Annotated in this window: 24 protein-coding genes; 9 read left to right on the top strand and 15 right to left on the bottom strand. The window is 70.0% G+C overall.

The window, feature by feature from the left end; all coding sequences use genetic code 11:
- Positions 1 to 184: 184 nt before the first annotated feature.
- The 5 genes from ACIA03_RS13375 to ACIA03_RS13355 all read left to right on the top strand — a co-directional run bounded on the left by ACIA03_RS13375 (position 185) and on the right by ACIA03_RS13355 (position 5,083).
- Positions 185 to 1,246, top strand: a complete 1,062-nt coding sequence (locus ACIA03_RS13375) for an ABC transporter ATP-binding protein (protein ID WP_396983122.1) — start codon at positions 185 to 187, stop codon at positions 1,244 to 1,246.
- Positions 1,243 to 1,899, top strand: coding sequence for an ABC transporter permease (locus ACIA03_RS13370; RefSeq protein WP_396983120.1), 657 nt, complete (start codon positions 1,243 to 1,245; stop codon positions 1,897 to 1,899). Before ACIA03_RS13375 ends, ACIA03_RS13370 begins: the two co-directional genes overlap by 4 nt.
- Positions 1,896 to 2,597, top strand: a complete 702-nt coding sequence (locus ACIA03_RS13365) for an ABC transporter permease (RefSeq protein ID WP_396983118.1) — start codon at positions 1,896 to 1,898, stop codon at positions 2,595 to 2,597. The genes ACIA03_RS13370 and ACIA03_RS13365 overlap by 4 nt, the downstream gene beginning before the upstream one ends.
- Positions 2,598 to 2,625: 28 nt before the next feature.
- Positions 2,626 to 3,552, top strand: coding sequence for an ABC transporter substrate-binding protein (locus tag ACIA03_RS13360; RefSeq protein ID WP_396983116.1), 927 nt, complete (start codon positions 2,626 to 2,628; stop codon positions 3,550 to 3,552).
- 76 nt (positions 3,553 to 3,628) lie between these two features.
- Positions 3,629 to 5,083, top strand: coding sequence for a dihydrolipoyl dehydrogenase family protein (locus tag ACIA03_RS13355; protein WP_396983114.1), 1,455 nt, complete (start codon positions 3,629 to 3,631; stop codon positions 5,081 to 5,083).
- Between the two features lie 61 nt (positions 5,084 to 5,144).
- Here the strand turns inward: ACIA03_RS13355 and ACIA03_RS13350 are convergent, their stop codons facing one another.
- The 4 genes from ACIA03_RS13350 to ACIA03_RS13335 all read right to left on the bottom strand — a co-directional run bounded on the left by ACIA03_RS13350 (position 5,145) and on the right by ACIA03_RS13335 (position 9,009).
- Positions 5,145 to 7,433, bottom strand: coding sequence for a choice-of-anchor J domain-containing protein (locus ACIA03_RS13350; RefSeq protein WP_396983112.1), 2,289 nt, complete (start codon positions 7,431 to 7,433; stop codon positions 5,145 to 5,147).
- A 200-nt stretch (positions 7,434 to 7,633) separates the two neighbouring features.
- Entirely contained in the window at positions 7,634 to 8,368 is a 735-nt protein-coding gene (locus tag ACIA03_RS13345; RefSeq protein WP_396983110.1) for a hypothetical protein, read from the bottom strand.
- A gap of 31 nt (positions 8,369 to 8,399) precedes the next feature.
- Complete coding sequence (locus ACIA03_RS13340) at positions 8,400 to 8,744, bottom strand: VOC family protein (protein ID WP_396983108.1); 345 nt, start codon at positions 8,742 to 8,744, stop codon at positions 8,400 to 8,402.
- A 97-nt stretch (positions 8,745 to 8,841) separates the two neighbouring features.
- Entirely contained in the window at positions 8,842 to 9,009 is a 168-nt protein-coding gene (locus tag ACIA03_RS13335; protein ID WP_396983106.1) for a hypothetical protein, read from the bottom strand.
- Between the two features lie 295 nt (positions 9,010 to 9,304).
- Between ACIA03_RS13335 and ACIA03_RS13330 the strand changes: the two genes are divergently transcribed.
- A complete protein-coding gene (locus ACIA03_RS13330) occupies positions 9,305 to 9,523 on the top strand; it encodes a DUF1918 domain-containing protein (RefSeq protein ID WP_396983104.1) in 219 nt (72 codons plus the stop codon).
- A gap of 33 nt (positions 9,524 to 9,556) precedes the next feature.
- On the opposite strand, the gene ACIA03_RS13325 is transcribed toward ACIA03_RS13330, so the two are convergent.
- Both ACIA03_RS13325 and ACIA03_RS13320 read right to left on the bottom strand, forming a co-directional pair.
- Entirely contained in the window at positions 9,557 to 10,993 is a 1,437-nt protein-coding gene (locus ACIA03_RS13325) for an MBL fold metallo-hydrolase RNA specificity domain-containing protein (RefSeq protein ID WP_396983102.1), read from the bottom strand.
- 104 nt (positions 10,994 to 11,097) lie between these two features.
- Positions 11,098 to 12,294, bottom strand: coding sequence for an AAA family ATPase (locus ACIA03_RS13320; protein WP_396983100.1), 1,197 nt, complete (start codon positions 12,292 to 12,294; stop codon positions 11,098 to 11,100).
- Between the two features lie 205 nt (positions 12,295 to 12,499).
- On the opposite strand from ACIA03_RS13320, the gene ACIA03_RS13315 reads away from it, so the two are divergent.
- Positions 12,500 to 13,363 (top strand): Fpg/Nei family DNA glycosylase, encoded by an 864-nt coding sequence (locus ACIA03_RS13315; protein ID WP_396983098.1) that lies wholly within the window; start codon positions 12,500 to 12,502, stop codon positions 13,361 to 13,363.
- 9 nt (positions 13,364 to 13,372) lie between these two features.
- Positions 13,373 to 13,699: a rhodanese-like domain-containing protein gene (locus ACIA03_RS13310; protein ID WP_141791191.1), complete on the top strand. Its 327-nt coding sequence runs from the start codon at positions 13,373 to 13,375 to the stop codon at positions 13,697 to 13,699.
- Here the strand turns inward: ACIA03_RS13310 and aat are convergent.
- Positions 13,696 to 14,430, bottom strand: a complete 735-nt coding sequence (gene aat, locus ACIA03_RS13305) for a leucyl/phenylalanyl-tRNA--protein transferase (protein ID WP_396983096.1) — start codon at positions 14,428 to 14,430, stop codon at positions 13,696 to 13,698. The two genes, ACIA03_RS13310 and aat, sit on opposite strands and share 4 nt — an antisense overlap.
- A 57-nt stretch (positions 14,431 to 14,487) precedes the next feature.
- Here aat and ACIA03_RS13300 point away from each other — a divergent pair, with 57 nt between their 5' ends.
- Complete coding sequence (locus ACIA03_RS13300) at positions 14,488 to 15,183, top strand: EcsC family protein (RefSeq protein ID WP_396983094.1); 696 nt, start codon at positions 14,488 to 14,490, stop codon at positions 15,181 to 15,183.
- 5 nt (positions 15,184 to 15,188) lie between these two features.
- On the opposite strand, the gene ACIA03_RS13295 is transcribed toward ACIA03_RS13300, so the two are convergent.
- The 8 genes from ACIA03_RS13295 to ACIA03_RS13260 all read right to left on the bottom strand — a co-directional run bounded on the left by ACIA03_RS13295 (position 15,189) and on the right by ACIA03_RS13260 (position 24,533).
- Positions 15,189 to 16,385, bottom strand: coding sequence for a hypothetical protein (locus ACIA03_RS13295; protein WP_396983092.1), 1,197 nt, complete (start codon positions 16,383 to 16,385; stop codon positions 15,189 to 15,191).
- 12 nt (positions 16,386 to 16,397) lie between these two features.
- Positions 16,398 to 17,516: a hypothetical protein gene (locus ACIA03_RS13290; protein WP_396983089.1), complete on the bottom strand. Its 1,119-nt coding sequence runs from the start codon at positions 17,514 to 17,516 to the stop codon at positions 16,398 to 16,400.
- A complete protein-coding gene (locus ACIA03_RS13285; RefSeq protein ID WP_396983087.1) occupies positions 17,516 to 18,625 on the bottom strand; it encodes a hypothetical protein in 1,110 nt (369 codons plus the stop codon). The genes ACIA03_RS13290 and ACIA03_RS13285 overlap by 1 nt, the downstream gene beginning before the upstream one ends.
- Before the next feature lie 100 nt (positions 18,626 to 18,725).
- Positions 18,726 to 19,664 (bottom strand): hydroxymethylglutaryl-CoA lyase, encoded by a 939-nt coding sequence (locus ACIA03_RS13280; RefSeq protein WP_396983084.1) that lies wholly within the window; start codon positions 19,662 to 19,664, stop codon positions 18,726 to 18,728.
- Positions 19,665 to 19,790: 126 nt separating this feature from the next.
- Entirely contained in the window at positions 19,791 to 21,656 is a 1,866-nt protein-coding gene (locus ACIA03_RS13275) for an acetyl/propionyl/methylcrotonyl-CoA carboxylase subunit alpha (protein ID WP_396983082.1), read from the bottom strand.
- Positions 21,656 to 23,182 (bottom strand): carboxyl transferase domain-containing protein, encoded by a 1,527-nt coding sequence (locus ACIA03_RS13270; RefSeq protein WP_396983080.1) that lies wholly within the window; start codon positions 23,180 to 23,182, stop codon positions 21,656 to 21,658. Before ACIA03_RS13270 ends, ACIA03_RS13275 begins: the two co-directional genes overlap by 1 nt.
- A 66-nt stretch (positions 23,183 to 23,248) precedes the next feature.
- On the bottom strand, positions 23,249 to 23,812 hold the full coding sequence (locus ACIA03_RS13265) for a TetR/AcrR family transcriptional regulator (RefSeq protein WP_396983078.1): 564 nt from the start codon (positions 23,810 to 23,812) through the stop codon (positions 23,249 to 23,251).
- Positions 23,813 to 23,846: 34 nt separating this feature from the next.
- Positions 23,847 to 24,533: a hypothetical protein gene (locus tag ACIA03_RS13260; RefSeq protein ID WP_396983076.1), complete on the bottom strand. Its 687-nt coding sequence runs from the start codon at positions 24,531 to 24,533 to the stop codon at positions 23,847 to 23,849.
- Between the last annotated feature and the right edge of the window lie 7 nt (positions 24,534 to 24,540).

Here is a 24,540-nt window from a genome sequence, read left to right as displayed (position 1 = left end):
GTCCCGGTTGACCGACAGGTCGGGGCGGATGTGGCACATTTCAATCATCGAGGACCGAGGTGCGACGGCAAACCCGAGTTTGCCCATCCTTTTAATATCTTCTGTTCCTCCCTGTGATCTGGCAGGCTGAGGATCTTGTGCAACGGCGTCCGCAGGTGGAGAACGGCAGACAGGAGCGGTGGCTGTGATCGAGTTCGAGGGCGTCACCAAGCGCTATCCGGACGGCACCGTTGCCGTGGGAGACCTCTCCCTGAAGGTCGAGACCGGGCAGATCACCGTTTTCGTCGGGCCGTCCGGATGCGGCAAGACCACCGCGCTGCGGATGATCAACCGGATGATCGAGCCGACCTCCGGCCGCATCCTGATCGACGGCGACGACGTCACCAGCCGACCGGAGGCACAGCTGCGTCGCGACATCGGCTACGTGATCCAGGGAGCCGGGCTCTTCCCGCACCGCACCGTCCTCGACAACGTCGCCACGGTTCCGATCCTGCAGGGTGTCTCCCGCCGGGAGGCACGCACGAGCGCCCTCGGACTGCTCGAGCGCGTCGGCCTCCCGGCCAACCTCGGCGAGCGCTACCCGGCCCAGCTCTCCGGCGGCCAGCAGCAGCGCGTCGGCGTCGCCCGGGCGCTCGCGGCCGACCCGCCGGTGCTGCTCATGGACGAGCCGTTCTCGGCCGTCGACCCGGTTGTGCGCGACGACCTGCAGCAGGAGCTGCTCAGGCTCCAGGGCGAGCTCGGCAAGACGATCGTCCTGGTCACCCACGACATCGACGAGGCGATCCGCCTCGGCGACAAGGTCGCCGTCTTCGCGAACGGTGCCCGGCTGGCCCAGTTCGCGCCACCGGCCGACCTCCTCGCCGCCCCGGCCGACGACTTCGTCTCCTCGCTCGTCGGCCGCGACCGCGGCTTCCGCGGCCTCTCGTTCGCCGACGGGAGCCGGGTCGCCCTCAAGCCCGTCGACCACGCGGTCGACGGGCTCACCCTCGAGGTCGACCACGATGGCCGGCCGCTGGGCTGGCGCGGTCCCGACGGGCTCCTCCCGACCGAGGGCACCTTCCGTGACGGGGCCAACCTGCGTACGGTCACGGACCTGGTCATCCTCTCGCCCGCCGGCGCGGCGGTGCGGGTCGACGCCGGGGGTCGTGCCGACGGGCTGGTCCTGCTGGAGGATCTGGCCGGCAGCGTACGTTCGCAGCAGCGGGAGCGGCTGACGGCGCTCGCCACGTCGGAGGAGGCCGGGTGAGCGAGCTCTGGGGCTACCTCGAGACCAACGGCAGCGACGTCCTCACCGCGCTGGTCCAGCACATCTGGCTGGCACTGCTGCCGGTGGCGATCGCCTTCGTCCTCTCGCTACCGCTCGGTGCCCTGGTCCACCGATACGTCCCGATGCGCCACATCGCGCTCACCGCCGGCAGCGTGGTCTACACGGTGCCGTCGCTGGCCCTGCTCCTGCTGCTCCCGGGCATCCTCGGCACCAGCGTCCTCGACCCGCTCAACGTGGTCATCGCGCTCACGCTCTACTCGCTCGCCCTGCTCGTCCGCACGACCGCGGACGGCCTCGACGCGGTCGACTCCACGGTCCTCCAGGCGGCCACCGCGATGGGCTATCGACCCCTGCGCCGCTGGTTCACCGTCCAGCTGCCGCTGGCGATGCCGGTGATCCTGACCGGCCTGCGGGTGGCGACGGTGGCCAACGTGAGCATGGTCAGCGTGGCGGCCCTGATCGGCATCGGCGGCCTCGGGCAGCTCTTCACGCGCGGGTTCCAGCTCGGCTTCTACCTACCACCGATCATCATCGGCCTGGTCCTCTCGGTCACCCTCGCGGTCATCGCCGACGTCCTCATCGTCGCCCTCCAGCGCGGGCTCACCCCGTGGTCGCGAGCGGATGCGCGATGAGCCTCGACTACCTGCTCGACGCCGCCAACTGGTCGCTGACCAGCCCCGACGGCTTCCCTCAGCGCATCCTCGAGCACCTCGGCTACACCTTCCTCGCGCTGGTGATCGCAGCCGTGATCGCGTTCCCGATCGGCCTGCTGATCGGCCACACCGGCCGCGGCGCGCTGGTCGCCATCAACCTCGGCAACGCCGGCCGCGCCCTGCCGACCCTGGGCGTGCTCATGCTCGCGCTCGCCCTGGTCGGGATCGGCCTGGTCCCGGTCACGTTCGCCCTGGTCGTGCTCGCCATCCCGCCCATCCTGGCCACGACGTACGCGGGCATCCAGTCCGTCGCCGACGAGACCGTCGACGCCGCGCGAGGGGTGGGCATGACCGAGGCCCAGATCGCCTGGCGTGTCGAGGTCCCGATCGCGATGCCGATCATCATCGGCGGCCTGCGCAACGCGTCCCTCCAGGTCGTCTCGACCGCGACCATCGCCGCGTACGCCGGTCTCGGCGGCCTCGGCCGCTATCTCTTCGACGGGCTGGCGACGCTCCAGTACGACAAGGTGGTCGCCGGCGCGATCGTGCTCGCCGTGCTGGCAGTCGCGATCGACCTGGCGCTCGCCGGGGCGCAGCGGCTCCTCGTCTCGCCCGGCGTCGACGGCCGCGGCGCCGGCAACCGTCCGACCACCGCGCGCCCCGAACCAGCCGGCTGACCAACCCCGCAACCCGAGAGGTATCTCAATGTCCCGCCGAACCCGCACCACCGCGTACCTGTTCGCGACTCTCGCCGTGGCAGGCACCTTGACCGCCTGCGGCGGTGACCCGCTCGACTCCGGATCGGACTCCGCCTCGGGCGGCGGCACGATCGTCGTCGGCTCTGCCAACTTCCCCGAGAGCGAGCTGCTCATGGAGATGTACGCCCAGGCCCTCGAGTCCGAGGGCGTCAAGGTCGAGACCAAGCCCAACATCGGTTCCCGCGAGGTCTACATGGAGGCCTTCAAGAGCGGCGACATCGATCTGCTGCCCGAATACAACGGAGCGCTGCTGGCCTACCTGAAGCCGGACGGCGTGCCGGAGAACGTCTCCGCCCCCGAGGACGTCTACGAGGCCCTCCAGGATGTCCTGCCGGAGGGCAGCGAGACCCTGCCGCAGTCGGAGGCCGAGGACAAGGACACCCTCACCGTGTCCAAGGAGACGGCCGCGAAGTACTCCCTCAAGAGCATCGAGGACCTCGCGCCGGTCGCGAAGGACCTCACGCTCGGCGGCGCCCCGGAGTTCAAGGAGCGCCACCAGGGTCTGGTCGGTCTCGACGAGGTCTACGGGGTGACGTTCAAGGAGTTCAAGCCGCTCGACGCCGGCGGTCCGCTGACGTCCAGCGCGCTGAAGAAGGGCGACATCGACGTCGCCAACATCTTCTCCACCGACTCCCAGATCCCCACCAACGGCTGGGTCGTCCTGGAGGACCCGAAGAACCTCTTCCTCTCCCAGAACGTCGTCCCGCTCATCCGCTCCGAGGCGCTCACCGACGACGCCGAGACCGCGCTCAACGCGGTCTCCGAGGCGCTGACCACCGACAACCTGACCGAGGCCCTCGCGAAGGTCCAGGTCGACAAGGCGGACCCGGCCACGGTCGCCAAGGAGTTCCTCGCCGACAACGGCATCAAGTGACGCGACTGCTCGCCTACCTCAGGCCGCTGCGGTAGGCGAGCAGTTCCGCGAGGCCGCGCGGGTAAGGTCGACAGACATGACCAGCACCAGCCAAGATCTCACCGTCGACGTCATCATCATCGGCGCCGGCCCGACCGGCGAGAACGTGGCCGACCGCGTTGTTCAGGGCGGCCTGACCGCGGCGATCGTCGAACGCGAGCTCGTCGGCGGCGAGTGCTCCTACTGGGCCTGCATGCCGACGAAGGCGCTGCTCCGCGACGCGGCCGCGCTGCGTGCCGCCCGCGCCCTCCCGGCCGCCGGCCAGGCGGTCACCGGCACGCTCGATCCCTCCGCCGTGTTCGCCCGGCGCGACGAGTTCACCTCCCACTGGAACGACGCCGGTCAGGTCGAGTGGCTGACCGGGGCCGGGATCACCCTGGTCCGCGGACACGGGCGCATCACCGGCACCCGCACGGTCACGGTCAACGCCTCCGACGGCACGGTCACGAACCTGGAAGCACGCCACGCCGTGGTCGTCGCGACCGGCAGCTCCGCCCTCATCCCGCCGATCCCGGGGCTGGAGGAGGCCGGGCCGTGGACGAACCGCGAGGCCGCCGGTGCCAAGACCGTCCCCGATCGCCTGGCGATCATCGGCGGCGGGGTCGTCGGCGCCGAGATGGCGACCGCCTACAGCGCTCTCGGGTCCCAGGTCACCCTCATCTCGCGCACCCGCCTCCTGCCGAGCGTCGAGAAGTTCGCGGGCGAGCAGGTGGCCGATGCGCTCCGGACGTACGGGGTCACGGTCCATCTCGACCTCGGCGCGGACGAGGTCCGGCGCGACGATGCCGGCGAGGTGCGACTGACCCTCTCCGACGGCACCGAGGTGACCGCCGACGAGGTCCTCGTCGCCACCGGCCGGGTGCCGAGCACCAAGGACCTCGGCCTGGAGCACGTCGGTCTCGAGCCCGGCAGCTGGCTGAAGGTCGACGACGCGCTGGCCGTGATCGACGACAGCGGGCAGCTGGAGGCCGGCTGGCTCTATGCCGCCGGCGACGTCAACCACCGAGCGCTGCTGACCCACCACGGGAAGTACCAGGCCCGCGCGGTGGGAGACCTGATCGCCGCCAAGGCCCGTGGCGAGGAGCCCGACCTGAGCACGTGGGGGCGTCACGCCGCCACCGCCGACGAGCGCGCCACCACGCAGGTGATCTTCACCGACCCCGAGGTCGTCGCCGTCGGACACTCCGCGGAGTCGGCCGAGGCGGCCGGCATCGAGGTCGGCGTCGTCGACTACGACCTCGGCTCGGTCGCCGGCGCATCGCTCCACGCCGACGGCTACCACGGCCAGGCCCGCATGGTCATCGACGAGCAGCGCAAGGTGCTGGTCGGCTTCACCGCGGTGGGCCCCGACATCTCCGAGCTCCTGCACGCGGCCACGATCGCGATCGTCGGCGAGGTCCCGCTGGACCGCCTCTGGCACGCGGTCCCCGCCTACCCGACCATCAGCGAGATCTGGCTCCGCCTGCTCGAGACCGCCGGGCGCGACCGCTAGAGCAGCGGCGGACCGCGGCCGTCCTCCTTCGACGGCCGCGGTCCGCTCACTCGTTTCCTGCTCAGCCGCCCGGCTGGGTGACGCCGTTGACCGTCAGGGTGTAGCGCGCCGGGTCGGCCACGCTCTCCGTCGGGTCGTCGAACATCACGATCGCCGCCACGGTCTGGGCGCTGTCACCGATCGCTGAGGCGAGCTCGGCACCACTGAGGCTGCCGTCGAACGACCCGTCCAGGGCGAGGGTGTGCACCCATGCGGGCGAGCCCGCCGGGCCGTACGCCACCAGCTGGACCGTCCAGCCCTCGACCGGGGTCGGGTGGACCTGCGACATCGACTGCCACCCGCTCAGGGTGTCGCTGGGCAGTGCGGTGCCTCCCACAGCGATGTTGCGTACCCAGAAGCCGGACTCGTCGACCCCCGAGTCGGTGATGTAGCGGAACGCCACCAGCACGCTCTGCCCGCCGTACGCCGACAGGTCGGCGCTCTGCGACCGCCAGCCCCCGGAGTCGCCGGAGAAGCCGGGCAGGTTGTCGACCACGGTCGGGATGGCGCCGGGGTCGTGCTCGCTGGTCGTGTCGGCAGTGGCCAGGCTGTGCCAGGTCGCGCCGCCGTCGGTGGAGACCTGGACGTAGCCGAAGTCCCAGCCGGGTTCGGCGTCCCAGAGGGCGTCGAAGGTCAGCGAGGCCCCGCCCGCAGGCACGTCGACCGACCGCACCACGGCCCGGTCGAGGTTCGGCCCACAACCCGAGTAGAGGGCCGCGGCCCCGGTGCCGTCGGCAGGCGGCGAACCGCAGCTGCTGTCGGCCGCCGTGGCATTCGGCGGGGTGGTGTCGACCGTCCATTCGACCGGCTTGGGCTCCAGCGACGTCGCGCCGTCGAAGCTCAGCGAGTCGATCTGGCCGGCGGACAGGTAGGTCCCGCCACCGTCGCGCAGGCGTACGTAGTCCGAGCCGTTCGGCGGTGCGCCGTTCTCGTTCCACGCCTCCGGGTTGTCCCAGTTGACCTTCGCGGACAGCGAGTCGGCCTGGAACCTCGCCGCATCACCGCCGGTCAGGTCGCCACCGTTGCCGTCCAGCGCCGCGTCGAGCGCGATCATGGCAGCCCAGTCGTGCAGCGTCTGCTGGGCGGAGACCCCGGCATGGAACTGGTCCAGCACCACCTGGAGACCGTCGAAACCGCCGGCATCCTCACGGTGGAGCGCACTGAGGAACTCCGGCCCGTAGCGACTGGCCAGATACTGCATGAAGGAGTACGCCGCACCGTAGTCGCACAGCGTCTCCGGCCCACCCTGGTCGCCCCAGCCGGTCAGCGAATTCTCCGGGCCACCGAACGCCGGATCGAGGTAGCCCATGAAGCACGCCAGGTGCGAGTCCGCGCCGGGATCGTCAGGTGGGGTGCTCGGATCGACGTAACCGACCAGCGTCTGGGCGTAGTCCGACAACCCCTCGTTGACCCAGGAGACCTCGTCGGCGTCCTCGTAGTACTCCAGCAGGTGCTGGTACTCGTGCGCGAAGGTGCCCTCGTACAGCAACGGCCGAGATGCTCCGATCTGCCGTCCGGCAGCGGTGTTCAGCTCCTGGTTGCAGGCGACGTACGCCGGGTCGGTGCTGTCGTCGGGCGGGTTGGCGCCGGTGCGGTGCAGCCAGTCGAAGACATCGATGCTCATCACGTTGCGGTCGAAGTACTCGTTGAAGACCGAGTAGAAGAAACCCGCGATGTAGGTCTGCCCGTCAGGGGTGGTCGGTTCGTAGAAGTTGGCGTCCCGGACGTTGTCGACCAGCACCACGATGTTGTCGCCGTCGCCCTTGTACTCCGAGGAGGGCAGGTTGGGGATCAGCCCCGGCAGGACGGCCTGCTTGCCGTCCCGGTCCGGCGGGACCGAGAAGGCGTCGGACTCGATCGGGTAGATCGTGTTGTCGAACTCCGAGATGAAGTTCGAGATCTGGGCGTCGGTGACCTCGGTCAGGCCGAGGTCGTTGCGGCAGTCGCCGGCCGGGAAGGCCCGGTTGTTGGCAACCCATACCTCGATGTTGTCGCCCACACCGCGCAGCGTGTAGTCCTTGAGATAGAGACTTCCCTGGAAGTCGTCGAGCCCCAGCCAGGTGCGGCTCTGGCCGACCTTCGCGGGTCCCTTCGGCGGCTGACCGGGCACGTCGCCCCGGTGCCGTTCGATACCGAGTCGCTTGCCGTTGTTGTAGTCGGACCCGGTCTGTTGGAGCTCCTTGGCGGCCCGGCCGCGATCGTCGTCCGACGGCGGCGCGCTGCCGGCGGGTGCGCCGGGCAGCGTCAGACCGAGGACGAGCGCTCCGGCGGCTCCGATGGTGAGGAGCCGCGTTCTCTTCCAACCCCACATGCGTGGTTCTCCCTCCACTCGTTCATGCTGCGCCCGAGATCGCTGCGGGAGTACGGCCCGATGTGATGTATGTCACGGACCATCCAGCAGTCAAGCACCGCCCGAACGCGAAAGGAAGACCGGTTTTCGGCATGTTTGCATGGGGTGAGCGGCGGGTGCCACCACGCGGAGAGTGCGGTCCCAGACCAGGATCGTCGCCCTCACCCCGCTGTCGCGGGGCCCCGCCGTTCCACCCGGCTCGCCGACAGCACGCCACCGAGCAGCAGAGCGAGCGATACCAACAGAAGTACGCCACCGGCGCCGAGCAGCACGCCGATGGCCGTGCCGAGCGCCGGGACGGTGGCACCGATGGCCGCGTCCGCGGTCACCGGAGCACTTCCGTCGGCGTTCATCACCACGAGGGTCCAGTCGCCCGACTCGATCTCCCAGGTGAGCGTCCGGGTCCCGGCTCCGGTCGTCGAGGCGGTCCAGATGCCGGCATCCGCGGGGAGGATCGCGGGGGATCCGCCGTCCACGGCGTCGTACGTCGGGGTGCGGCCGTCGAAGCCGTCGATCGTCGAGTGGCGGACGCCGGCGAGATAGTCCGCGACCTCCGCGGAGGGCGCGATGCCCACGAAGACCGGGGCCTTCTCGGCTGCGGTGACGACCAGCTTGGCGTCGCCGATCAGTCGGCCGGGTACGTCCACGCCGGCATCGGTCTCGATGGTGATCGACTCGGAGGTGATCGCGTGACCGGGGGCGGAGATCCTCGCCTCGTCGGTCATCAGGTAGCCGTCGGCGTCCCGCTGGGCGGATGCCACCGCGAGCGCACCGCCGCCGGCGATCAGGCCGAGCGAGACCAGCAGGAGCACGCTGCCGGCCACGACGGCGATGACTCGCCCGGCGGTCCAGCGGGATCGCTCCGGGAGAGGCTTCTCGGGTCGTTCGCTCGTCATCGGTCGAACCTCGCGCTGCCGCTCTGACTGGTCACTCACGGAACAGGCCGATGATGTTGCCGCCGGGGTCGCGGAACATCGCGAAGAACCCGGTGCCGGGGATCTCGGTCGGCGGTACGACGGTCTCACCGCCCAGCTCCCCGACGCGCTCGAGCGTGCCGTCGAGGTCGTCGGTCGAGGCGTACACGGTGACGTAGGCGGGCATCTCGTCGCGCGTCTGCATGATGCCGCCGCCGACGCCGCCCTCCGAGGCTGTCACCAGCCAGTAGTCGGGGCCGGCCCCTTGGATGTCCCAGCCGAACAGGTCTCGATAGAACCCGATGAGTCGCTCGCCGTCGGGTCCGGCGATCTCGAAGTGCACCACAGGATGTGCCATGTCTGTCTCCTTATGTCTCGCTCGAGCATCCGACGAGACGGCGGGGCGTCCCAGGGGCGAAGTGCCGCTACGGCTGGTCCTTGGTCCCCGACCGGTTTCAGCGATCTCGCCTCGACGACACCGTTCCTGCGTGCGACCCGCCGAGATCCAGAGCGATCGCGAGGATCAGGGTGCCGGTCCAGACGTTGACCGGGTCCAGCTGGAGGGGCTCGTGGGCCCCCACGATGTTCGCAATGAACCACACGATGAACCAGATGATCGTCATGGCGATCCCACCTTTCCGGTACGTCCACGACTGCGTTTGCCGTCGACGCTAGGCGTTCTCGCAGGCAGCCGAGGAGGGCCGAACTTCCCGTACGCGGGGACGGTGGTCCCCGACCCGGGGGGTGCGTCACGGTCGCCCGGGCCCGAGGACTCACACATGAGGGCCTTTGGACCGCTGCACCGAGCCTGACGGGCTCCTAGCGTCGACGACGTACCGGAGGTGGAACCACCGGCCGAAGCAGGACGTCCCATGGATGACCGGAGCACCTCGGCTGAGGAACGGATGGAGACCGAACATGATGTACGCAGCAGTCGGTGACCGGCTGGTGGTCCGTGGCCACAACGTCGGCGAGCCCGTGCGTGACGCCGAGATCCTCGAGATCCGACACGAGGACGGCAGCCCTCCCTACGTCGTACGTTGGTCCGACACCGGTCATGAGGCGTTGGTCTTCCCGGGCTCGGACGCGTTCGTGGAGCACTTCGAGCACGAGGCCCACCCGCACGAGCATCGGTGAGAGACCGACCGGGCTCCAGGAGGGCCGGGAGCATCAGGAGCCCAGGAGAACTCGTTCCCCCAGCCGGGGAACCACGGCCACGATGCCCAGCTCGTCCTGGATCCGGTCCGCGAGGGCTCGAGATGATGTGGGCTCGCCGTGCACGACGTAGACGGTCTGCGGGAGCTCGGGCGCCGAGGCGACCCAGGCGACCAGCTCGTCGGCATCGGCGTGCACGCTGAAGTCCGAGATCGCGACCACCTCCGCTCGGACCGGGACGTACCGGCCGTGCATCTTGACCGCCCGGGCACCCTCGACCAGCTGCCTGCCGCGGGTGCCCTGCGCCTGGTAGCCGGTGAGCACGACGCTGTTGCGGCGATCGGGAAGCTGGCGGAGCAGGTGGTGGACGACGCGGCCGCCGGTGGCCATTCCGGAGGCGGAGATGATGATGCACGGGCCCTTCGGGCGATTGAGCTGCTCGGAGGCGGCGGCGTCCCGGATCCGGTAGACGTCGAGGTGCTCGAGGTCCTGCAGCGGCGCCGCGTGCTTGCTGTCGAGCTCGTCGCTGTGCGCACTCAGCGCCGCCCGATAGACATCCAGCGCGGCCAGGGCCATCGGGCTGTCGACGAAGATCGGGACCTTCGGGATCCGGCCGGCACGGCGGAGCCGGAGCAGCTCGAGCAGCACCAGCTCGGTGCGGTCGACCGCGAACGCCGGGATCAGCACGACCCCGCCACGGTCCACCGTGCGGCGTACGGTGTCGGCGAGTGCATCGGGGTCGGCCGGCGGATGCCGTCGATCGCCGTAGGTCGACTCGAGCACCATGGCCGAGGAGGCCGGAGGCTTGGCGGGCGCCCGCAGGATCGGATGACCCGGCCTGCCGAGGTCACCGCTGAACACCACCCGCTCGCCGCCGACGTCGACCACCGCCACCGCCGAGCCCAGGATGTGGCCGGCGCGCTGCAGCGTCACGGCCATCCCGCCGATCGGCCAGCGCTCTCCGAACGCCACCGGGTGCAAGCGCGCCAGCGTCCGTTCCACATCGGCCGCCGTGTAGAGCGGCAGGGCCGGGTCGTGCTTCGACCAGCCGCCCTCGTTGGCATAGCGCGCATCCTCCTCCTGGAGGTGCGCGCTGTCTCGGAGCACGATGGCGGTGAGCGCGGCCGTGCCCGACGTGCACAGCGCCTCACCGGCGAAGCCGTCGTTCACCAGCCGTGGCAGGTAGCCGGTGTGATCGAGGTGGGCGTGGGTGAGCACGACGGCGTCGATGTCCGCGGGCGGCACCGGGAACGGCGCCCAGTTGAGCCGCCGCAGCTCGCGCAGGCCCTGGTAGAGGCCGGCATCGACCAGCAGCCGATCAGGACCGCCTGTCACCAGGAACCGGCTTCCGGTCACCGTGCCGGATGCCCCGAGGAACACCAGCGCGGGATTCTTCGTACGGGATGCGCCGGTGTCGATATCGCCGACGGCAAGGGTCTCGGAGTGCGCCATCGGGCTTCCCTTCGCAGGTGATGGTGTCACCACGCTGCGGCATCCCTCAGGCTGCGGGGAGGGTCATACGGCCTTCGCGAACGTGACCGATGACCCGTTCAGCCTCATCCCTGTTGGCGCAGGTAGCGGCCGAAGTGGGGGACGGTGAACGCGATCCGGCCGCGTTCACCGGAGTAGATCAGGCCCTTCTTCATCAGCGCGTCGCGCGCCGGGGAGAGGGACTGCGGCTTCTTGTTGAGGAACGCGGCGACGTCCGCGGTGGCGACGGTGCCGATGTCGTCGGCGCCCAGCTCGACGGCGGCGTCTGCCATCGCACGCAGGTAGTCCCGCTCGGCAGGGGTGGCGCGCTCGTAGCGGGACCCGAAGAAGCCGACCGCGAGCTCGCGCTCGGCCTCGGGGGCGGCGACCTTCACGTCCTCCACCGTGATCGGGGAGCGAGGCGCCTGGTCCCACACGGTCTTCCCGTAGGCCTGAATGAAGTAGGGGTAACCGCCGGTGGCGGCGTACATCTCGGCGAGAGCGTCGGGATCGAACTCGGCCTCCTCCTCGCCCGCCGGGGCGGCGAGGGCGCGGTCGGCGGCCTCGCGCTCGAGGCGGTCGATGCGCTGGTAGGAGAAGAGCCGCTCGGAGTAAGACTTGCTCGCGGAGAGCACGGCCGGGAGGTGTGGGAGGCCGGCACCGACGACGATCACCGGCAGCCCCGACTGGCTGATCTCGTGGCAGGCCGCGCACATCGCCGAGACGTCGTCCGGACCGAGGTCCTGCATCTCGTCGATGAAGACACCGACACCCTTGCCGACGTCCGCGGCGAGCCCGCCGACGTCGGTGAGCAGCTCGACCAGGTCGATCTCTATGTCACCGGAGTCCGCCCGACCCCGCACCGCCGGAGCCTCGATGCCCGGCGACCACTGCTCGCGCAGCTTGGCGTTGGGTCCCGCCTCCCGCTGGGCGAAGCTCCGGATCACGCCCAGAACGTGATCGACGTCGTCGGAGTTCGGATGGCCCAGCTCGCGCACGGCCTGGTGCAGCGCGCTCGACAGCGGCCGGCGCAGGGACTGGTCGGGCCGCGCCTCCATCTTCCCGGTGCCCCAGCCCTTGCGGACCGCCGCCGACCGCAGGGTGTTGAGCAGGACCGTCTTGCCGACGCCGCGGAGCCCGGTGAGCACCAGCGACCGCTCCGGCCGACCGCGCGCCACCCGCTCCAGCACCACGTCGAACTGCCCGAGCTGCTCGTTACGACCGGCGAGCTCCGGGGGCCGCTGGCCGGCGCCGGGAGCGTACGGATTGCGGATGGGGTCCATGATCAGACGATATCCACATCTCTAGGACGCGTCTTAGATTTCCCTAGCGAGCCAGATCTTTCACGAGCGTAGGTCTCTATTCGCCTTTCTAGGATTGATCATAGAAAGGCGCAGACTCTTACATCGATCACTATCCTCGAACGTTTGTTCGATGATAGCGGGATTCTCTCCCCTTGTGCAACCCACGCGCTCTAGACTCGCGAGCATGCCGGAACTCCCCGAGGTGGAAGCGCTCGCCGAGGACCTGCGCGGGCGTCTCGACGGCCGTGCGATCACGAAGGTGCACGTCGCCCAGTTCAGCGCCCTGAAGACGTACGATCCGCCGCTGACCGCGGTCGAGGGCACGCTCGTCGACAACGTGACCCGCCACGGGAAGTTCATCGACATCGAGGCCAGCGGCGTCCATCTGGTGCTGCACCTGGCTCGCGGTGGCTGGATCCGGTGGCGCGACGAGATCCCCGCCGCGCCACCTCGCCCGGGGTCCAAGTCGGGACTGGCGATCCGGATCGTGCTCGACGACGACACCGGGCTGGACATCACCGAGGGCGGCACGAAGAAGCGTCTGGCGCTCTACGTCGTCCATGATCCGCAGGACGTCCCGGGCGTCGCCTCGCTGGGCCCCGACCCGCTCGCCGACGACTTCACCCTCGACCGGTTCCGCGAGATCCTCGCAGGTCAGGGCCGCAAGCAGATCAAGGGCGTGCTGCGGATGCAGTCGATCATCGCGGGCATCGGCAACGCCTACTCCGACGAGATCCTGTGGGCCGCGAAGATGTCGCCGTTCAAGCCCGCCGAGATGACCGAGGAGGAGTCGGAGAGCCTCTACGACGCGCTGCGTACGACCCTCCAGGACGCCGTCGCGCGGGACTCCGGCCTGGCGATGAGCGAGCTCAAGGGCGAGAAGAAGACCAACCTCGCCGTGCACGGCAAGGCGGGCAAGAAGTGCCCGGTCTGCGGCGACACGGTCCTCGAGGTGAGTTTCGCCGACTCGAGCCTGCAGTACTGCCCCACCTGCCAGACCGACGGGAAGCCGCTTGCCGATCGCCGGATGTCCCGGCTCCTCAAGTAGGGTTGCCGGGTGACCATCCCCACCGTCGAGATCGCCGGCGTGCCCGATCCCTTGCCCGTGGCAGTCCTGGATGTCCGCGAGGCCGATGAGTGGGCCGCGGGCCACATCGAGGGCGCGACTCACATTCCCCTCCAGGAGCTCCCGGCGCGCCTCGGTGAGCTTCCCGAGGGCCAGACCTTGGTGGTCTGCAAGGTCGGCGGGCGCAGCGCCCAGGCGGTCAACTACCTCGCCCAGCAGGGCTACGAGGTCGTCAACCTCGCCGGCGGGATGCTCGACTGGGCCGCTGCCGGGCGGCCGATGGTCAGCGAGACCGGCGCCGAGGCGTACGTCCTCTAGGACCCCTCTGCCGAAGGACCGCCGAACGCCTCCGGGAGCGGCAGCCTGAGCGCCTTCTCCAGGCGGTCGAGGTAGTCGTTGCGGCCCACCTCCACGACGCCCAGCGAGGCGAGGTGGTCGGTGCGCCACTGCACGTCCAGGATCCGCTGGTCGATCGACCCCGCCTCGCGCAGCGCGGAGACAAGTCCGACCAGGGCGACCTTGGACGCGTCGCGGACGCGGTGGAACATCGACTCCCCGGCGAACAGCCCGCCGATGGCGACCCCGTAGAGCCCGCCGGCCAGACGTCCGTCCTGCCAGGCCTCGACGGAGTGTGCCCAGCCCAGCCCGTGCAGGGTGCCGTACGCCCGGCGGATACGCCTGTCGATCCAGCCGTGCGGCCGGCGCGGGTCGGCGCACGAGGCGACCACCTCGTCGAAGCTGGTGTCGATCCGGATCTCGAAGTCCCGCACCGACCTGCGCAGGGACCGGGACACGATGAGCCCGTCCAGCGGAAGTACGCCGCGCCTGACCGGCGAGAACCACATCATCGGATCGCGCGGGGACTCTCCGGGCATCGGGAACATCCCGTGCCGGTACGCAGCCAGGAGTGTCCCGGGCGCGACGTCCGCGCCCATGCCCACCAGATCGTCCAGCTCAGCCGCACCAGGGTCGCCCGCGCCGGGGTCCCGAAGGTCGGCGAAGGCCCACTGCGACGGCCCCGGTTCGATCGGACCCCCAAGATTCGCCACGACGAAACGTTATCGCCCCTCTGCGGCCGCAACCACCACACACTTAAGATTTGCCTCATGATCGGTCCCAAGTCAGTGCTCACCAGTGCGGCCGGCCGCCTCGCCCCCAAGGTCATCCAGTCCGCGCCGGGCGTGACCACCAACGTGGTCCGGCAGGCCCTGCACCACGCGATTGTCGGCGTCGGCCCGCTCCCGGCGGCAGCCGCGGCGGCCGAGAAGCACCTTGCGGACCACGACAACGACGCCGAGCTCGCGATCAAGCACATCATCGACAACCACGTGCGGCTGGCGGGCGTGGGCGGCTTCGCGACCAACATCGGCGGCCTGGTCACCCAGGCCCTGACGCTTCCGGCCAACATCACCGGGATGGCGATCATCCAGTGCCGCATGGTGGCCGCGATCGCGCATCTGCGTGGCTATGACCTGACCGATCCTCGCGTACGCAACGCCATCCTGCTCACCCTGCTGAGCGAGGAGAAGGTGAGCAAGCAGATCAAGGAGCGGAAGATCCCCGCCCCGCCGATGGCCGTCGCGACCGCTCCCGCCTACGACCGCGCGGTCGACGACCTCGTCGCCGCCGAGGTGGCCCAGGAGCTGATCGGGCGGGTCGCCGGCAAGCGCATCGTCTCGATGGTCGCCAAACGGGTCCCGCTGGTCGGCGGCGTCGTCGGCGCCGGCACCGATGGCTGGATGACCTACCAGATCGGTCGCTACGCCTCGCGCGAGCTGTTGCCGCGCCACCCCAACCGCTGAACGCCCTAGCGGCGCAGGAAGCGGTAGACCTTCAGCACGGCCCGACCCCACCAGCGACGCTCGAGCCCATGGAGGGCGCGCTGCTTCGGGATCAGCGAACGGGTGTGTTCCAGCTCGGCGTGCAGCCCGGCGACCTCGTCCTCGAGCCGGGCCTCGGACTTGCGCAGCCGGATGGCCTCCTGGAGCAGCGCGTCGATGGTCGCGACGCCGGCGTCGAGGACCTCACGCGAGGAGATGGTGTCGGGGTCGACGAACGGCTTGCCCGCCAGGTCAGCGGGGACCAGCAGCTCCTCCAGTCCGCCGACCACGTCGTAGCCGCGTCCGGACAGCGCCTTGACCCAGCTCTCGGAGAGCGACTCGACCCACGGCAGGATCGAGGGGGAGAGCGCCAGGCGCGCGGAGTCGCGGCGTTTGGCCAGCGTGCGGTGGGCCAGGAACTCGCGTACGAAGGGCCGGTAGTCGGCCGGCTCGAGCACCGGCACGACCGCCAGGTTGATCTCGCGGAGCAGGGCCGCCTCGGGTACGCCGAGGGACGGGTTGCCGCGGTCGATCCCCTCGAAGTCGATGGTCAGGTCGTCGAGGCCGAAGGCGGTGGAGAACCGCTCCCACAGCAGCGTCGAGGGCGATCCCGGCGGCGGGACGGTGATCAGGTGGACGCGCTCGGGCGGGATGCCCTGGGTCCACCGGTCGAGGATGTCGGGCAGCTCCTGGACACCCCAGAACCACGACCCGATGCGTCCCTCGCGGGCCGGGTCGCGGATCTCGTCGAGGAACTCGGCATAGGAGACGACCGAGCGGTGCTTGACGTTCTCCTGCCACTCGGCCGGGATCTGGCGGGCCAGGTCGCGGGCGGAGAGCATGATGTGGATCTCGGCGTCACCCAGCGAGTCCAGTGCGTGCTTGGCCTGCTGCCAGGACGCGCTCGCCAGGATCTCGTGGGAGATGATCACGGTGCCGTTCTGGACGGCGCGGACCTTCTCCGCGAGCGCGTCCCAGGCGCCGGTCGCCTCCTCCTCGATGCCGCCCCAGGGCAGGTCCATCAGGTCGAGGGCCGCCAGGAAGTGGGCGTCGAAGCGGTCGGCGAAGTAGTGAACCCCCTGCTCGGCGAGGGACTCCCGATTGTGGAAGAGGACGTCTTGAAGATAGGAAGTGCCCGTCTTCGGGGTGCCGACATGAAGCAGCACGCGCCGCCCAGTCTCCAACGTTCTACTCCTCTAGGAACGCCCCGCCAGCAATGACAACGCGAGCGCCAGCGCCCGGCGCTCATCGGGACCCTGTGTCGCCTTCCCCGAGGGGAGCAGTTGGTCAGGGTCTCCGTGGAGAGCGTATCCGGCTTCCACCAATGCATCACGTTGGGCCCGCGCCTGTGTTTCGACCCAGTCAAAACTTTCCGTTGGCACGCCGACCTCCCGAGCGTCCGGGACGAGGGGTTCGAGCTTCTCCAACCGGTGTCTCAGCTGGTCGACCAGCAGCTTCCGCTGGGTCTCGAGATCGGTTCGTACGCTGAGCACCTGCCCGATCACGCGGGCGACCTCATGGCCCTCGGCCGAGATCGGCCAGGGCCCGGGCACGCTGTCGACACCGAGCAGACCCGGCAGCAGGGCAGGATCGGTGACGATCTCGACGCGGCGCTTCCCGACCCGGTCGGCCCACCAGCGCGCGGTCCGGGGCAGGTCGGCACGGGGACCGAACCAGCCACGCCACTGCGAGTCGCGGATCCAGATGTTCCACGGGTTGACGCGGCTGGTGAAGGTGCGGAACTTCCATGCACCGGCAGCGACCTCGTCCAACGGACCACCGAGGACGTAGACGGTGTAGCCCTTGCCGCCGGGCAGCCTCCCCTGCCGCTCCAGCTCCTCGCGGATCGGCAGCGTGAGCCATGGGGAGCCGACCAAGCGATAGGGGAATCTCTGCTGTTCAGGCTCCACCTTCGGGCGTCGGCGTCGCCACCTTCGCGGGCGCGGCACGGGCGCGGTCTCCACCGTGTCCAGCAGGTCCTCGGCAAGCCGCACGCTCGCCGCCCTCAGCAGCTCCCGCGGCGACAACGCCGCCGGGTCCACAGGCAGCGGGCCGTACGTCCTCGTCGAGGTGTCCCCGAGCAGCGGCAGGTCGCGGCGGCCGCGGCCGGGCGGGCTCGTGCGCAGCAGCGCGTCGACCCGGCCCGGTTCTGAAGGGCCGGTCTCGTTGAGCCGGCGCAGCAGCTCGAGCATCTCGGCACCCGGCAGGTGGTCGGTCGTGAAGGGCGTGGCGGGCTCGGACCAGGATGTCCACGGAGTCGTCCCACCCTCGCGCAGGTGCGCGGCCCAACCCCAACCCCTGGTGGGTGTCGGCATCAGGAGCGTCGCCCCCGGACCCGGCGCATGACCCGGGCTGCGCGGGACGCGACCGGCCCCTGCGGCGGGTCGGTGCGCGCAGCCTCGACGACGACGGCGACCAGGGCATCGATCGCGGCGTCGGCGACGTCCTTGGTGCGCGGCGCGTCCGGGTCGACCCACTCGATGTCGGCGTCGGGTCGCTGCGGGCGGAGGTCGTCGAGCTCGCCGGCGATGTCGACCTTGGCCAGCTCGGCCCACTCGATCCAGGACTCGGCGACCTGGTCGGCCCAGTCGAAGGCGGACGGCGGCATGGTGACCCGCTCGCGACCGTCGCGGTGGGCGAGGGTGCGCTTGGCGATCACGTCGGTGACCAGGTGGCGGTAGTCCTCGCGGGTGAGCTCCTGCGACTCGAGACGTGCGTTGAGCCGGCGCAGCAGCGTCGCCTCGGCGCGGCCGAGGGACTGGTTGTGGCGGTCGCTGTCGATCGGGGTCCAGGACTCCTCGATCCCGACGACCTCGCAGAACCGGCGCCACAGCACTTCGCTCGGCGCCCCGTCGTGCGGCACGGTGACCAGGTGCACCCGCTCCGGCGGCAGGTTGCGACCCCACCGGCTGAGCACGTCGGGCAGGCCGTGCGTACGCCAGAACCAGGCGGCCGAGCGCGACTGCTTCGCCGTCTGCATCCGCTCGAGGTAGCGGGCGAAGGTGACCTTGCGCTCGCGCTGCACCTGGTCCTGCCACTCCGCCGCCAGCACGCGCGCGATGTCGCGGGCGGTGTAGACGATGTGCACCTCGGTGCGGCCGCCCTCGCCGAGGTCGGTCATCGCCTTCTCGACCCGGTCGGGCCGGGCACCGGCGAAGAGGTGGTGGCTGATCAGGATCGTCTCGGACTCGTGGCGGCGCACGCGCTTGACCAGCGTGTCCCACTCACCGTGGACGGTCTTCCTCATGCCACCCCACGGGCGGTCGATCAGGTCGAGCGCCGGCCGGAAGAAGTCCGGCTCGCCCCCGACCGGATAGAGGACGCCATGCTTCTCCAAGGACACCCGGTTGTGGAACAACCTGTCCTGGAGGTACGTCGTGCCCGTCTTCGGAGCGCCGACGTGAAGAAAGACTTTGCGCGCCATGATCCCGCTATTCTGCACCAAGTTAGTAGAGATTGTCGCGGCGGTCCGTCTTTTGTCACCCGGCCGTCACTCTTGGGTGCAGTCTAGGCGGTGTCACCACCTAGGAGCGCAGGGCACGTACGACGGCCGAAGGGCTCGGCCGGCCGAGGTGGTCGGCGAGCCAGCGGCTCGTGTCGGCGACCTTGTCGAGATCGACGCCGTGCTCGATCCCCAGGCCGTTCAGCATCCAGAGCAGGTCCTCGGTGGCGAGGTTGCCGGTAGCGCTCTTGGCATAGGGGCAGCCGCCCAGTCCGCCGGCGCTGGCATCGTAGGTCGTCACCCCGGACTGGAGGCCGGCGAGGGTGTTGGCCAGGGCCTGGCCGTACGTGTCGTGGAAGTGCAGCGCGAGGCGGTCGGTCGGGACGCCTTCTTGTGTGAAGGCTCGGATCAGGGCCTTCACGTGGCCGGCAGTGGCGACACCGATCGTGTCGCCGAGGCTGAGCTCGTCGGCGCCGAGGTCGAGGAGCTTCTTGCCCGCCTCGACCACTCGGGCGATCTCGACCTGGCCCTCCCAGGGGTCGCCGAAGCACATGCTGAGGTAGCCGCGGACCGTCATGCCATCTGCCTTCGCCCGGCTCATCGTCGGCTCGAACATCGCCCACTGCCCGTCGAAGCTCTGGTTGAGGTTCTTGTTGGCGAACGTCTCCGTCGCGCTGCCGAAGATCGCGATGTGCCGCAGCCCCAGCTCGAGCGCGCGGTCGAGGCCCTTCTCATTGGGAACGAGCACCGGGAGCTCTCGCGCCCTGTCGCCGAGTCTGTCGACCAGCTCTTCCATGAGCTGTTTCGCGTCGGCCAGCTGCGGCACCCACTTGGGATGCACGAAGCTCGTCGCCTCCACCGGGCTCAGCCCGGCGTCGAGCAGCCGGGTGATCAGGTCCGCCTTGACGCCGGTGTCGATCGCCGTCTTCTCGTTCTGGAGGCCGTCACGCGCACCGACCTCGTAGATCGTCACCCGTGCGGGGAGGCCGTCGTGGCGTACGACGGCGGGGAGGTCGGTCATCGGCTCGGCTCCTGGGTTGCTGGTTCTGGGTGTAACTCAGCGTGTAACACGCTGTTCGTACATCTACTCGCCCTATCCGATAGGGCGAATAGTCCTACGAACGACGTGTTACAGGGGCGGCGGCCGTCATTCATCGGCCACCTCCACCACGAACAGCTCCGCACCGAGCGGCACCTGGGAGCCGGCAGCAGCGCCGACGACGGTGACGGTGCCGGCGAACGGGGCCTTGAGGGAGACCTCCATCTTCATCGCCTCCATGACTCCGAGGACCTGGCCTTCGTCGACCTGGTCGCCGACCTGGACACGTACGTCGATGACGGTGCCGGGCATCTTGGCCTCGACCGCGCCGTCGCTGTGATGGGCGGCGGCGCCGGCGACGCGGTCGGGTGGGGAGAAGTCGAAGCGGTGTCCTTGGTGAACGATCTCGGCGAGGCCGGGCTGGACGTTGATGGCCGCCCAGTGACGTACGCCGTCGACGATGGCCACGAGGACGTGGTCGGCCGCGCTGATCTGCCGGACGAGGTGGGTGTCTACGCGGCCGGAGGGGCGGTCGACGGTGACGGTGCGGTCGAGGTCGACGATGGTCGGCGCCGGGGTCCCGGCGAGGCGCCAGCCGTCGGCACGGAACGGCGTCGTGGTGTCCGAGGCCGCGGCGAGCATCGCGCTCACCCAGGCGACGAGCGTCCGCGGGACCTCGGGGTCGGGGGCGGGCACCTCGTTGCGGTCGAGCCAGGCGGTGTCGATCTCCGCGTCACGGAAGGCGTCGGAAGCGGCCAGCACCCGCAGGAAACCGGTGTTGGTGGTCAGCCCGAGAACGGCGGTCGCATCGAGCGCCTTGATCATCGCCGCCCGAGCCTCCTCGCGGTCGGCGCCGTGGACGATGATCTTGGCAAGCATCGGGTCGTAGGCGGTGCTGACGACCTGCTCGCTCTCCAGGGCGTGCTCCACCCGAGAACCGGCGGGCCACCGCACGAGCGAGGTCCGGCCGGCTTGCGGCAGGAAGCCCTCGAAGGCGTCCTCGGCGTAGACACGGACCTCGATGGCGTGGCCGTCGACGCGTACGTCGTCCTGGGTGATCCCGAGCGGCTCACCGGCCGCGACCCGGAGCTGGAGTGCCACGAGATCGACTCCGGTGATCTCCTCGGTCACCGGGTGCTCGACCTGGAGACGCGTGTTCATCTCCAGGAAGTACGCGTCGCCGGTGGCGTCGTCGAGCAGGAACTCGACGGTCCCGGCGCCGGTGTAGCCGACCTGCTTCGCGAGCGCGACGGCGCTGGTCAGGACCAGGTTCCGCTGCTCGTCGGTGAGCGTCGGGGCGGGCGCCTCCTCGATCACCTTCTGGTGGCGGCGCTGGGTCGAGCAGTCGCGCTCGAAGAGGTGGATGACGTTGCCATGGGTGTCACCGAAGACCTGCACCTCGATGTGACGACCACGCTCGACGTACTTCTCGATCAGGAGGGTCTCGTCGCCGAACGCACTCAGCGCCTCGCGGGCGGCCGCCGCGCGCGCCTCGTCCAGCTCCTCCGGCGAGCGGACGATGCGCATCCCCTTGCCGCCACCGCCGGCCGCGGCCTTGACCAGCAGCGGGTAGGGGCTGTCCTCGCCCCGCGGCACCACAGGTACGCCGGCCGCGACCGCGATCTCCCGGGCCGCGTCCTTGCGGCCCATCTGCTCGATGACCTCGGGCGTCGGGCCGACCCAGGTCAGCCCGGCCTTCGCCACCGCCCGCGCGAACTCGGCCCGCTCGGACAGGAACCCGTAGCCCGGGTGGACCGCCTCGGCACCGGCCTCGGCGGCAGCGTTGACCACCGCGTCGGCGTCGAGATAGGAGACCACCTCGACGGCTTCGTCGGCGTCGCGTACGTGGGGTGCGTCCGCGTCGAGCGCGGTGTAGATCGCGATCGTCCGGATGCCGAGCTCGCGGCAGGTCCGGAAGACCCGTCGCGCGATCTCGCCACGGTTGGCGACCAGAACACTCTCGAACACGGCCATCACATCCTGAAGATTCCGTAGTTGGGCTCGGGCGTGGGCGCGTTCGCCGCCACCGCGAGCCCCATCGCCAGCACCCGACGGGTGTCGGCGGGGTCGATGATCCCGTCGTCCCACAGCCGCGCGGTGGCGTAGTAGGGGGAGCCCTGGGTCTCGTACTGGTCCCGGATCGGCGCCTTGAACTCCTCGTCGTCCGGCTTGCCGGCGACCGTCGCGAGCACCGAGGCGGCCTGCTCGCCGCCCATGACCGAGATCCGCGCGTTGGGCCACATCCACAGGAACCGCGGGTCGTAGGCGCGCCCGCACATGCCGTAGTTGCCGGCGCCGTAGGAGCCACCGATGACGACGGTGAACTTCGGGACCACCGAGCAAGCGACGGCCGTGACGAGCTTCGCGCCGTCGCGGGCGATGCCGCGGTTCTCGTACTCCTTGCCGACCATGAACCCGGTGATGTTCTGCAAGAACACCAGCGGGATGCCGCGCTGGTTGCACAGCTCCACGAAGTGGGCGCCCTTGAGCGCCGACTCGGAGAAGAGGATGCCGTTGTTGGCGACGATGCCGACCGGCTGCCCCTCGATGTGGGCGAACCCGCAGACCAGTGTCTCGCCGTAGAGCTGCTTGAACTCCTGCAGCTTCGACCCGTCGACGATGCGGCGGATCACCTCGCGCACGTCATAGGGGGTCCTGGTGTCGGCCGGCACCACGTCGGCGAGGGTCTCGGGAGACTCGACGGGCTCGTCGTACGTCCTCGTCCGCGTCTCCTGCTCGGGGAGCGTCGAGACGATGCCACGGACGATCTCGAGGGCGTGCTTGTCGTCGTCGGCCAAGTGGTCGACCACGCCGGACTTCGTCGCGTGGACGAGCCCGCCGCCGAGCTCCTCGGCGGTGACCTCCTCGCCCGTGGCCGCCTTCACCAGCGGCGGTCCGCCGAGGAAGATCGTGCCCTGGTCGCGCACGATCACGGTCTCGTCGCTCATCGCCGGCACGTAGGCACCGCCCGCTGTGCACGAGCCCATCACCGAGGCGATCTGCGGGATGCCCTTCGCGGACATGTTGGCCTGGTTGAAGAAGATCCGGCCGAAGTGCTCGCGGTCGGGGAAGACCTCGTCCTGCTTCGGCAGGAACGCGCCGCCGGAGTCGACGAGATAGATGCACGGGAGGTTGTTCTCCGCCGCGATCGTCTGCGCCCGGAGATGCTTCTTGACGGTCAGCGGGTAGTAGGTGCCGCCCTTTACGGTCGCGTCGTTCGCGACGATCATGCACTTGCGGCCGGCGACGAGGCCGATCCCGGCGATCACCCCCGCCGACGGCACCGCCCACTCGTCGCCGTCGTCGTACATCCCGTACGCCGCCAGCGGACTCACCTCCAGGAACGGTGACCCGGGGTCGAGGAGTCCGTCCACCCGGTCACGCGGGAGCAGCTTCCCGCGGTCGGTGTGCCGTTGCCGGGAGCGTTCGCTCCCCCCTTGCCGTACGCGCTCGAGCCGCTCTCGCAGCTCGAGGGTCAGCTCGCGCAGATTCGCAGCCATGGAAGGAGGTTAACGTTCATTAACCTCGTGTGACAAGCCCCACGCCGAAGTCACCCGCAGCGGCGGCTACTCGGCGAGGGCGGATCGGGCCATCTTGGTGAGCACCTCGCGCGTGGATTCCTCCGGAAGGACCCGGTTGTGCGGGGTGGAGTTGATGAGCCCGAAGACGGCGTGGGCCATGGCGCGGGCGTTGTCGAGAGTCAGCGACGGGTCGCGGTCGCGGAGCTGGTCGGCCCAGAGGTCGACGTACTTCCGCTGCAGGGTCCGCACCTGCTCGCGCGCCTCGTGCGGGAGCGACTGCCAGTCGCGCTCCTGGACGACGATCAGCGCCCGGTCGCGCAGGGCGAAGTCGACGTGCCAGTCGATCAGCGCCTCGATCGCCTCGGCGGTGCCCGAGGCGCCCTTCACCCGGGCGCGCCCCTCGCGGAGCAGCTCCTGGGAGATCGAGACGAGCATCTCGGCGAGCATCGCGTCCTTGCTCGGGAAGTGCTTGTAGAGGGCCGGTCCGGAGATGCCACAGGCAGCGCCGAGCTCGGAGACGGAGACGCCGTGGAAGCCGCGGGCCGCAAAGAGCTCGGCCGCGGTGTCCAGGATCTGCTCGCGCCTGGTCTTCGTCGGGGCCGAGGTCATTGCACGAGGTTATCGCGTGATCACCACAGGCATCTCACTCTGCGAGCAGGTGGCGTGCTCGGAGCACCGCGTCGAGCGCGATCTCGACGTCGTCTACCTGGTCTCGGGTCGCCTCGCCGGGCGCTGCGGTCTCGGCTGCCGCGGACCCGTCGTCGCGGTTCCGGGGCAGCGCCTTCCGCAGCCGGCCCAACAGCTCCTCACGCTCCGCTCCACGCAGATGAAGCAGGACGGACGCGTCCCGATCGACCGTCCAGCAGAGCTGGTGCAGCACCGCGAGCGAGTGGCCGCACACCGCATGCCAGTGGCCGCACGTGCAGGTCACCGCGAGCTCGTCGCCATAGGGGACCAGCTCGACCCCGGCCTCCTCGGCATGCTCGGCCACATCCAGCGGAAGCTCGCCGACGAGGAGTGCTTCGGCCCGCTCGGCCGAGGCGCCGAGGACCTCGGAGAGCGCGGCGACGTCGTCCGCGCTCAACACCGGAACCGTGCCGGTCACCGTCCACAGCCCGAGCTCGTCGTCGACCGCGGCCGCGAACCGGCCGGCCTCGACGACCAGACCGCCGATCCGCCCCGAGCGGGCGAGCGAGCGGGCTCCGGAGAGCTGGTTGGCGTCGTACGCCAGCTCCTCGATCGCCCGCAGGAACGCCCGCCCCCACCACGACTCGACCCTCACCATCCCGCGCCGGTGCGGCTCGCGGGCGAAGGTCAGCGGCGTGCTCATGATCGCT

It is taken from the genome of Nocardioides sp. NPDC051685 (assembly GCF_044453405.1).
In the GTDB taxonomy this organism is placed as follows: domain Bacteria; phylum Actinomycetota; class Actinomycetes; order Propionibacteriales; family Nocardioidaceae; genus Nocardioides.
The sequence above is the reverse complement of the archived record's forward strand: the minus strand, read 5'-3'. Positions and strand labels throughout refer to the sequence as shown.

Bases quoted from the DNA above. Each gene is read 5' to 3' on its own strand.
- ACIA03_RS13325 (WP_396983102.1), bottom strand. From the start codon at position 10,993: ATGGCGCACTCCGAGACCCTTGCCGTCGGCGATATCGACACCGGCGCA.
- ACIA03_RS13315 (WP_396983098.1), top strand. From the start codon at position 12,500: ATGCCGGAACTCCCCGAGGTGGAAGCGCTCGCCGAGGACCTGCGCGGG.
- ACIA03_RS13360 (WP_396983116.1), top strand. From the start codon at position 2,626: ATGTCCCGCCGAACCCGCACCACCGCGTACCTGTTCGCGACTCTCGCC.
- ACIA03_RS13335 (WP_396983106.1), bottom strand. From the start codon at position 9,009: ATGACGATCATCTGGTTCATCGTGTGGTTCATTGCGAACATCGTGGGG.
- ACIA03_RS13320 (WP_396983100.1), bottom strand. From the start codon at position 12,294: ATGGACCCCATCCGCAATCCGTACGCTCCCGGCGCCGGCCAGCGGCCC.
- ACIA03_RS13350 (WP_396983112.1), bottom strand. From the start codon at position 7,433: ATGTGGGGTTGGAAGAGAACGCGGCTCCTCACCATCGGAGCCGCCGGA.
- ACIA03_RS13365 (WP_396983118.1), top strand. From the start codon at position 1,896: ATGAGCCTCGACTACCTGCTCGACGCCGCCAACTGGTCGCTGACCAGC.
- ACIA03_RS13275 (WP_396983082.1), bottom strand. From the start codon at position 21,656: ATGGCCGTGTTCGAGAGTGTTCTGGTCGCCAACCGTGGCGAGATCGCG.
- ACIA03_RS13330 (WP_396983104.1), top strand. From the start codon at position 9,305: ATGATGTACGCAGCAGTCGGTGACCGGCTGGTGGTCCGTGGCCACAAC.
- ACIA03_RS13290 (WP_396983089.1), bottom strand. From the start codon at position 17,516: ATGCCGACACCCACCAGGGGTTGGGGTTGGGCCGCGCACCTGCGCGAG.
- ACIA03_RS13340 (WP_396983108.1), bottom strand. From the start codon at position 8,744: ATGGCACATCCTGTGGTGCACTTCGAGATCGCCGGACCCGACGGCGAG.
- ACIA03_RS13265 (WP_396983078.1), bottom strand. From the start codon at position 23,812: ATGACCTCGGCCCCGACGAAGACCAGGCGCGAGCAGATCCTGGACACC.
- ACIA03_RS13270 (WP_396983080.1), bottom strand. From the start codon at position 23,182: ATGGCTGCGAATCTGCGCGAGCTGACCCTCGAGCTGCGAGAGCGGCTC.
- ACIA03_RS13280 (WP_396983084.1), bottom strand. From the start codon at position 19,664: ATGACCGACCTCCCCGCCGTCGTACGCCACGACGGCCTCCCCGCACGG.
- ACIA03_RS13300 (WP_396983094.1), top strand. From the start codon at position 14,488: ATGATCGGTCCCAAGTCAGTGCTCACCAGTGCGGCCGGCCGCCTCGCC.
- ACIA03_RS13355 (WP_396983114.1), top strand. From the start codon at position 3,629: ATGACCAGCACCAGCCAAGATCTCACCGTCGACGTCATCATCATCGGC.
- ACIA03_RS13260 (WP_396983076.1), bottom strand. From the start codon at position 24,533: ATGAGCACGCCGCTGACCTTCGCCCGCGAGCCGCACCGGCGCGGGATG.
- ACIA03_RS13345 (WP_396983110.1), bottom strand. From the start codon at position 8,368: ATGACGAGCGAACGACCCGAGAAGCCTCTCCCGGAGCGATCCCGCTGG.
- ACIA03_RS13285 (WP_396983087.1), bottom strand. From the start codon at position 18,625: ATGGCGCGCAAAGTCTTTCTTCACGTCGGCGCTCCGAAGACGGGCACG.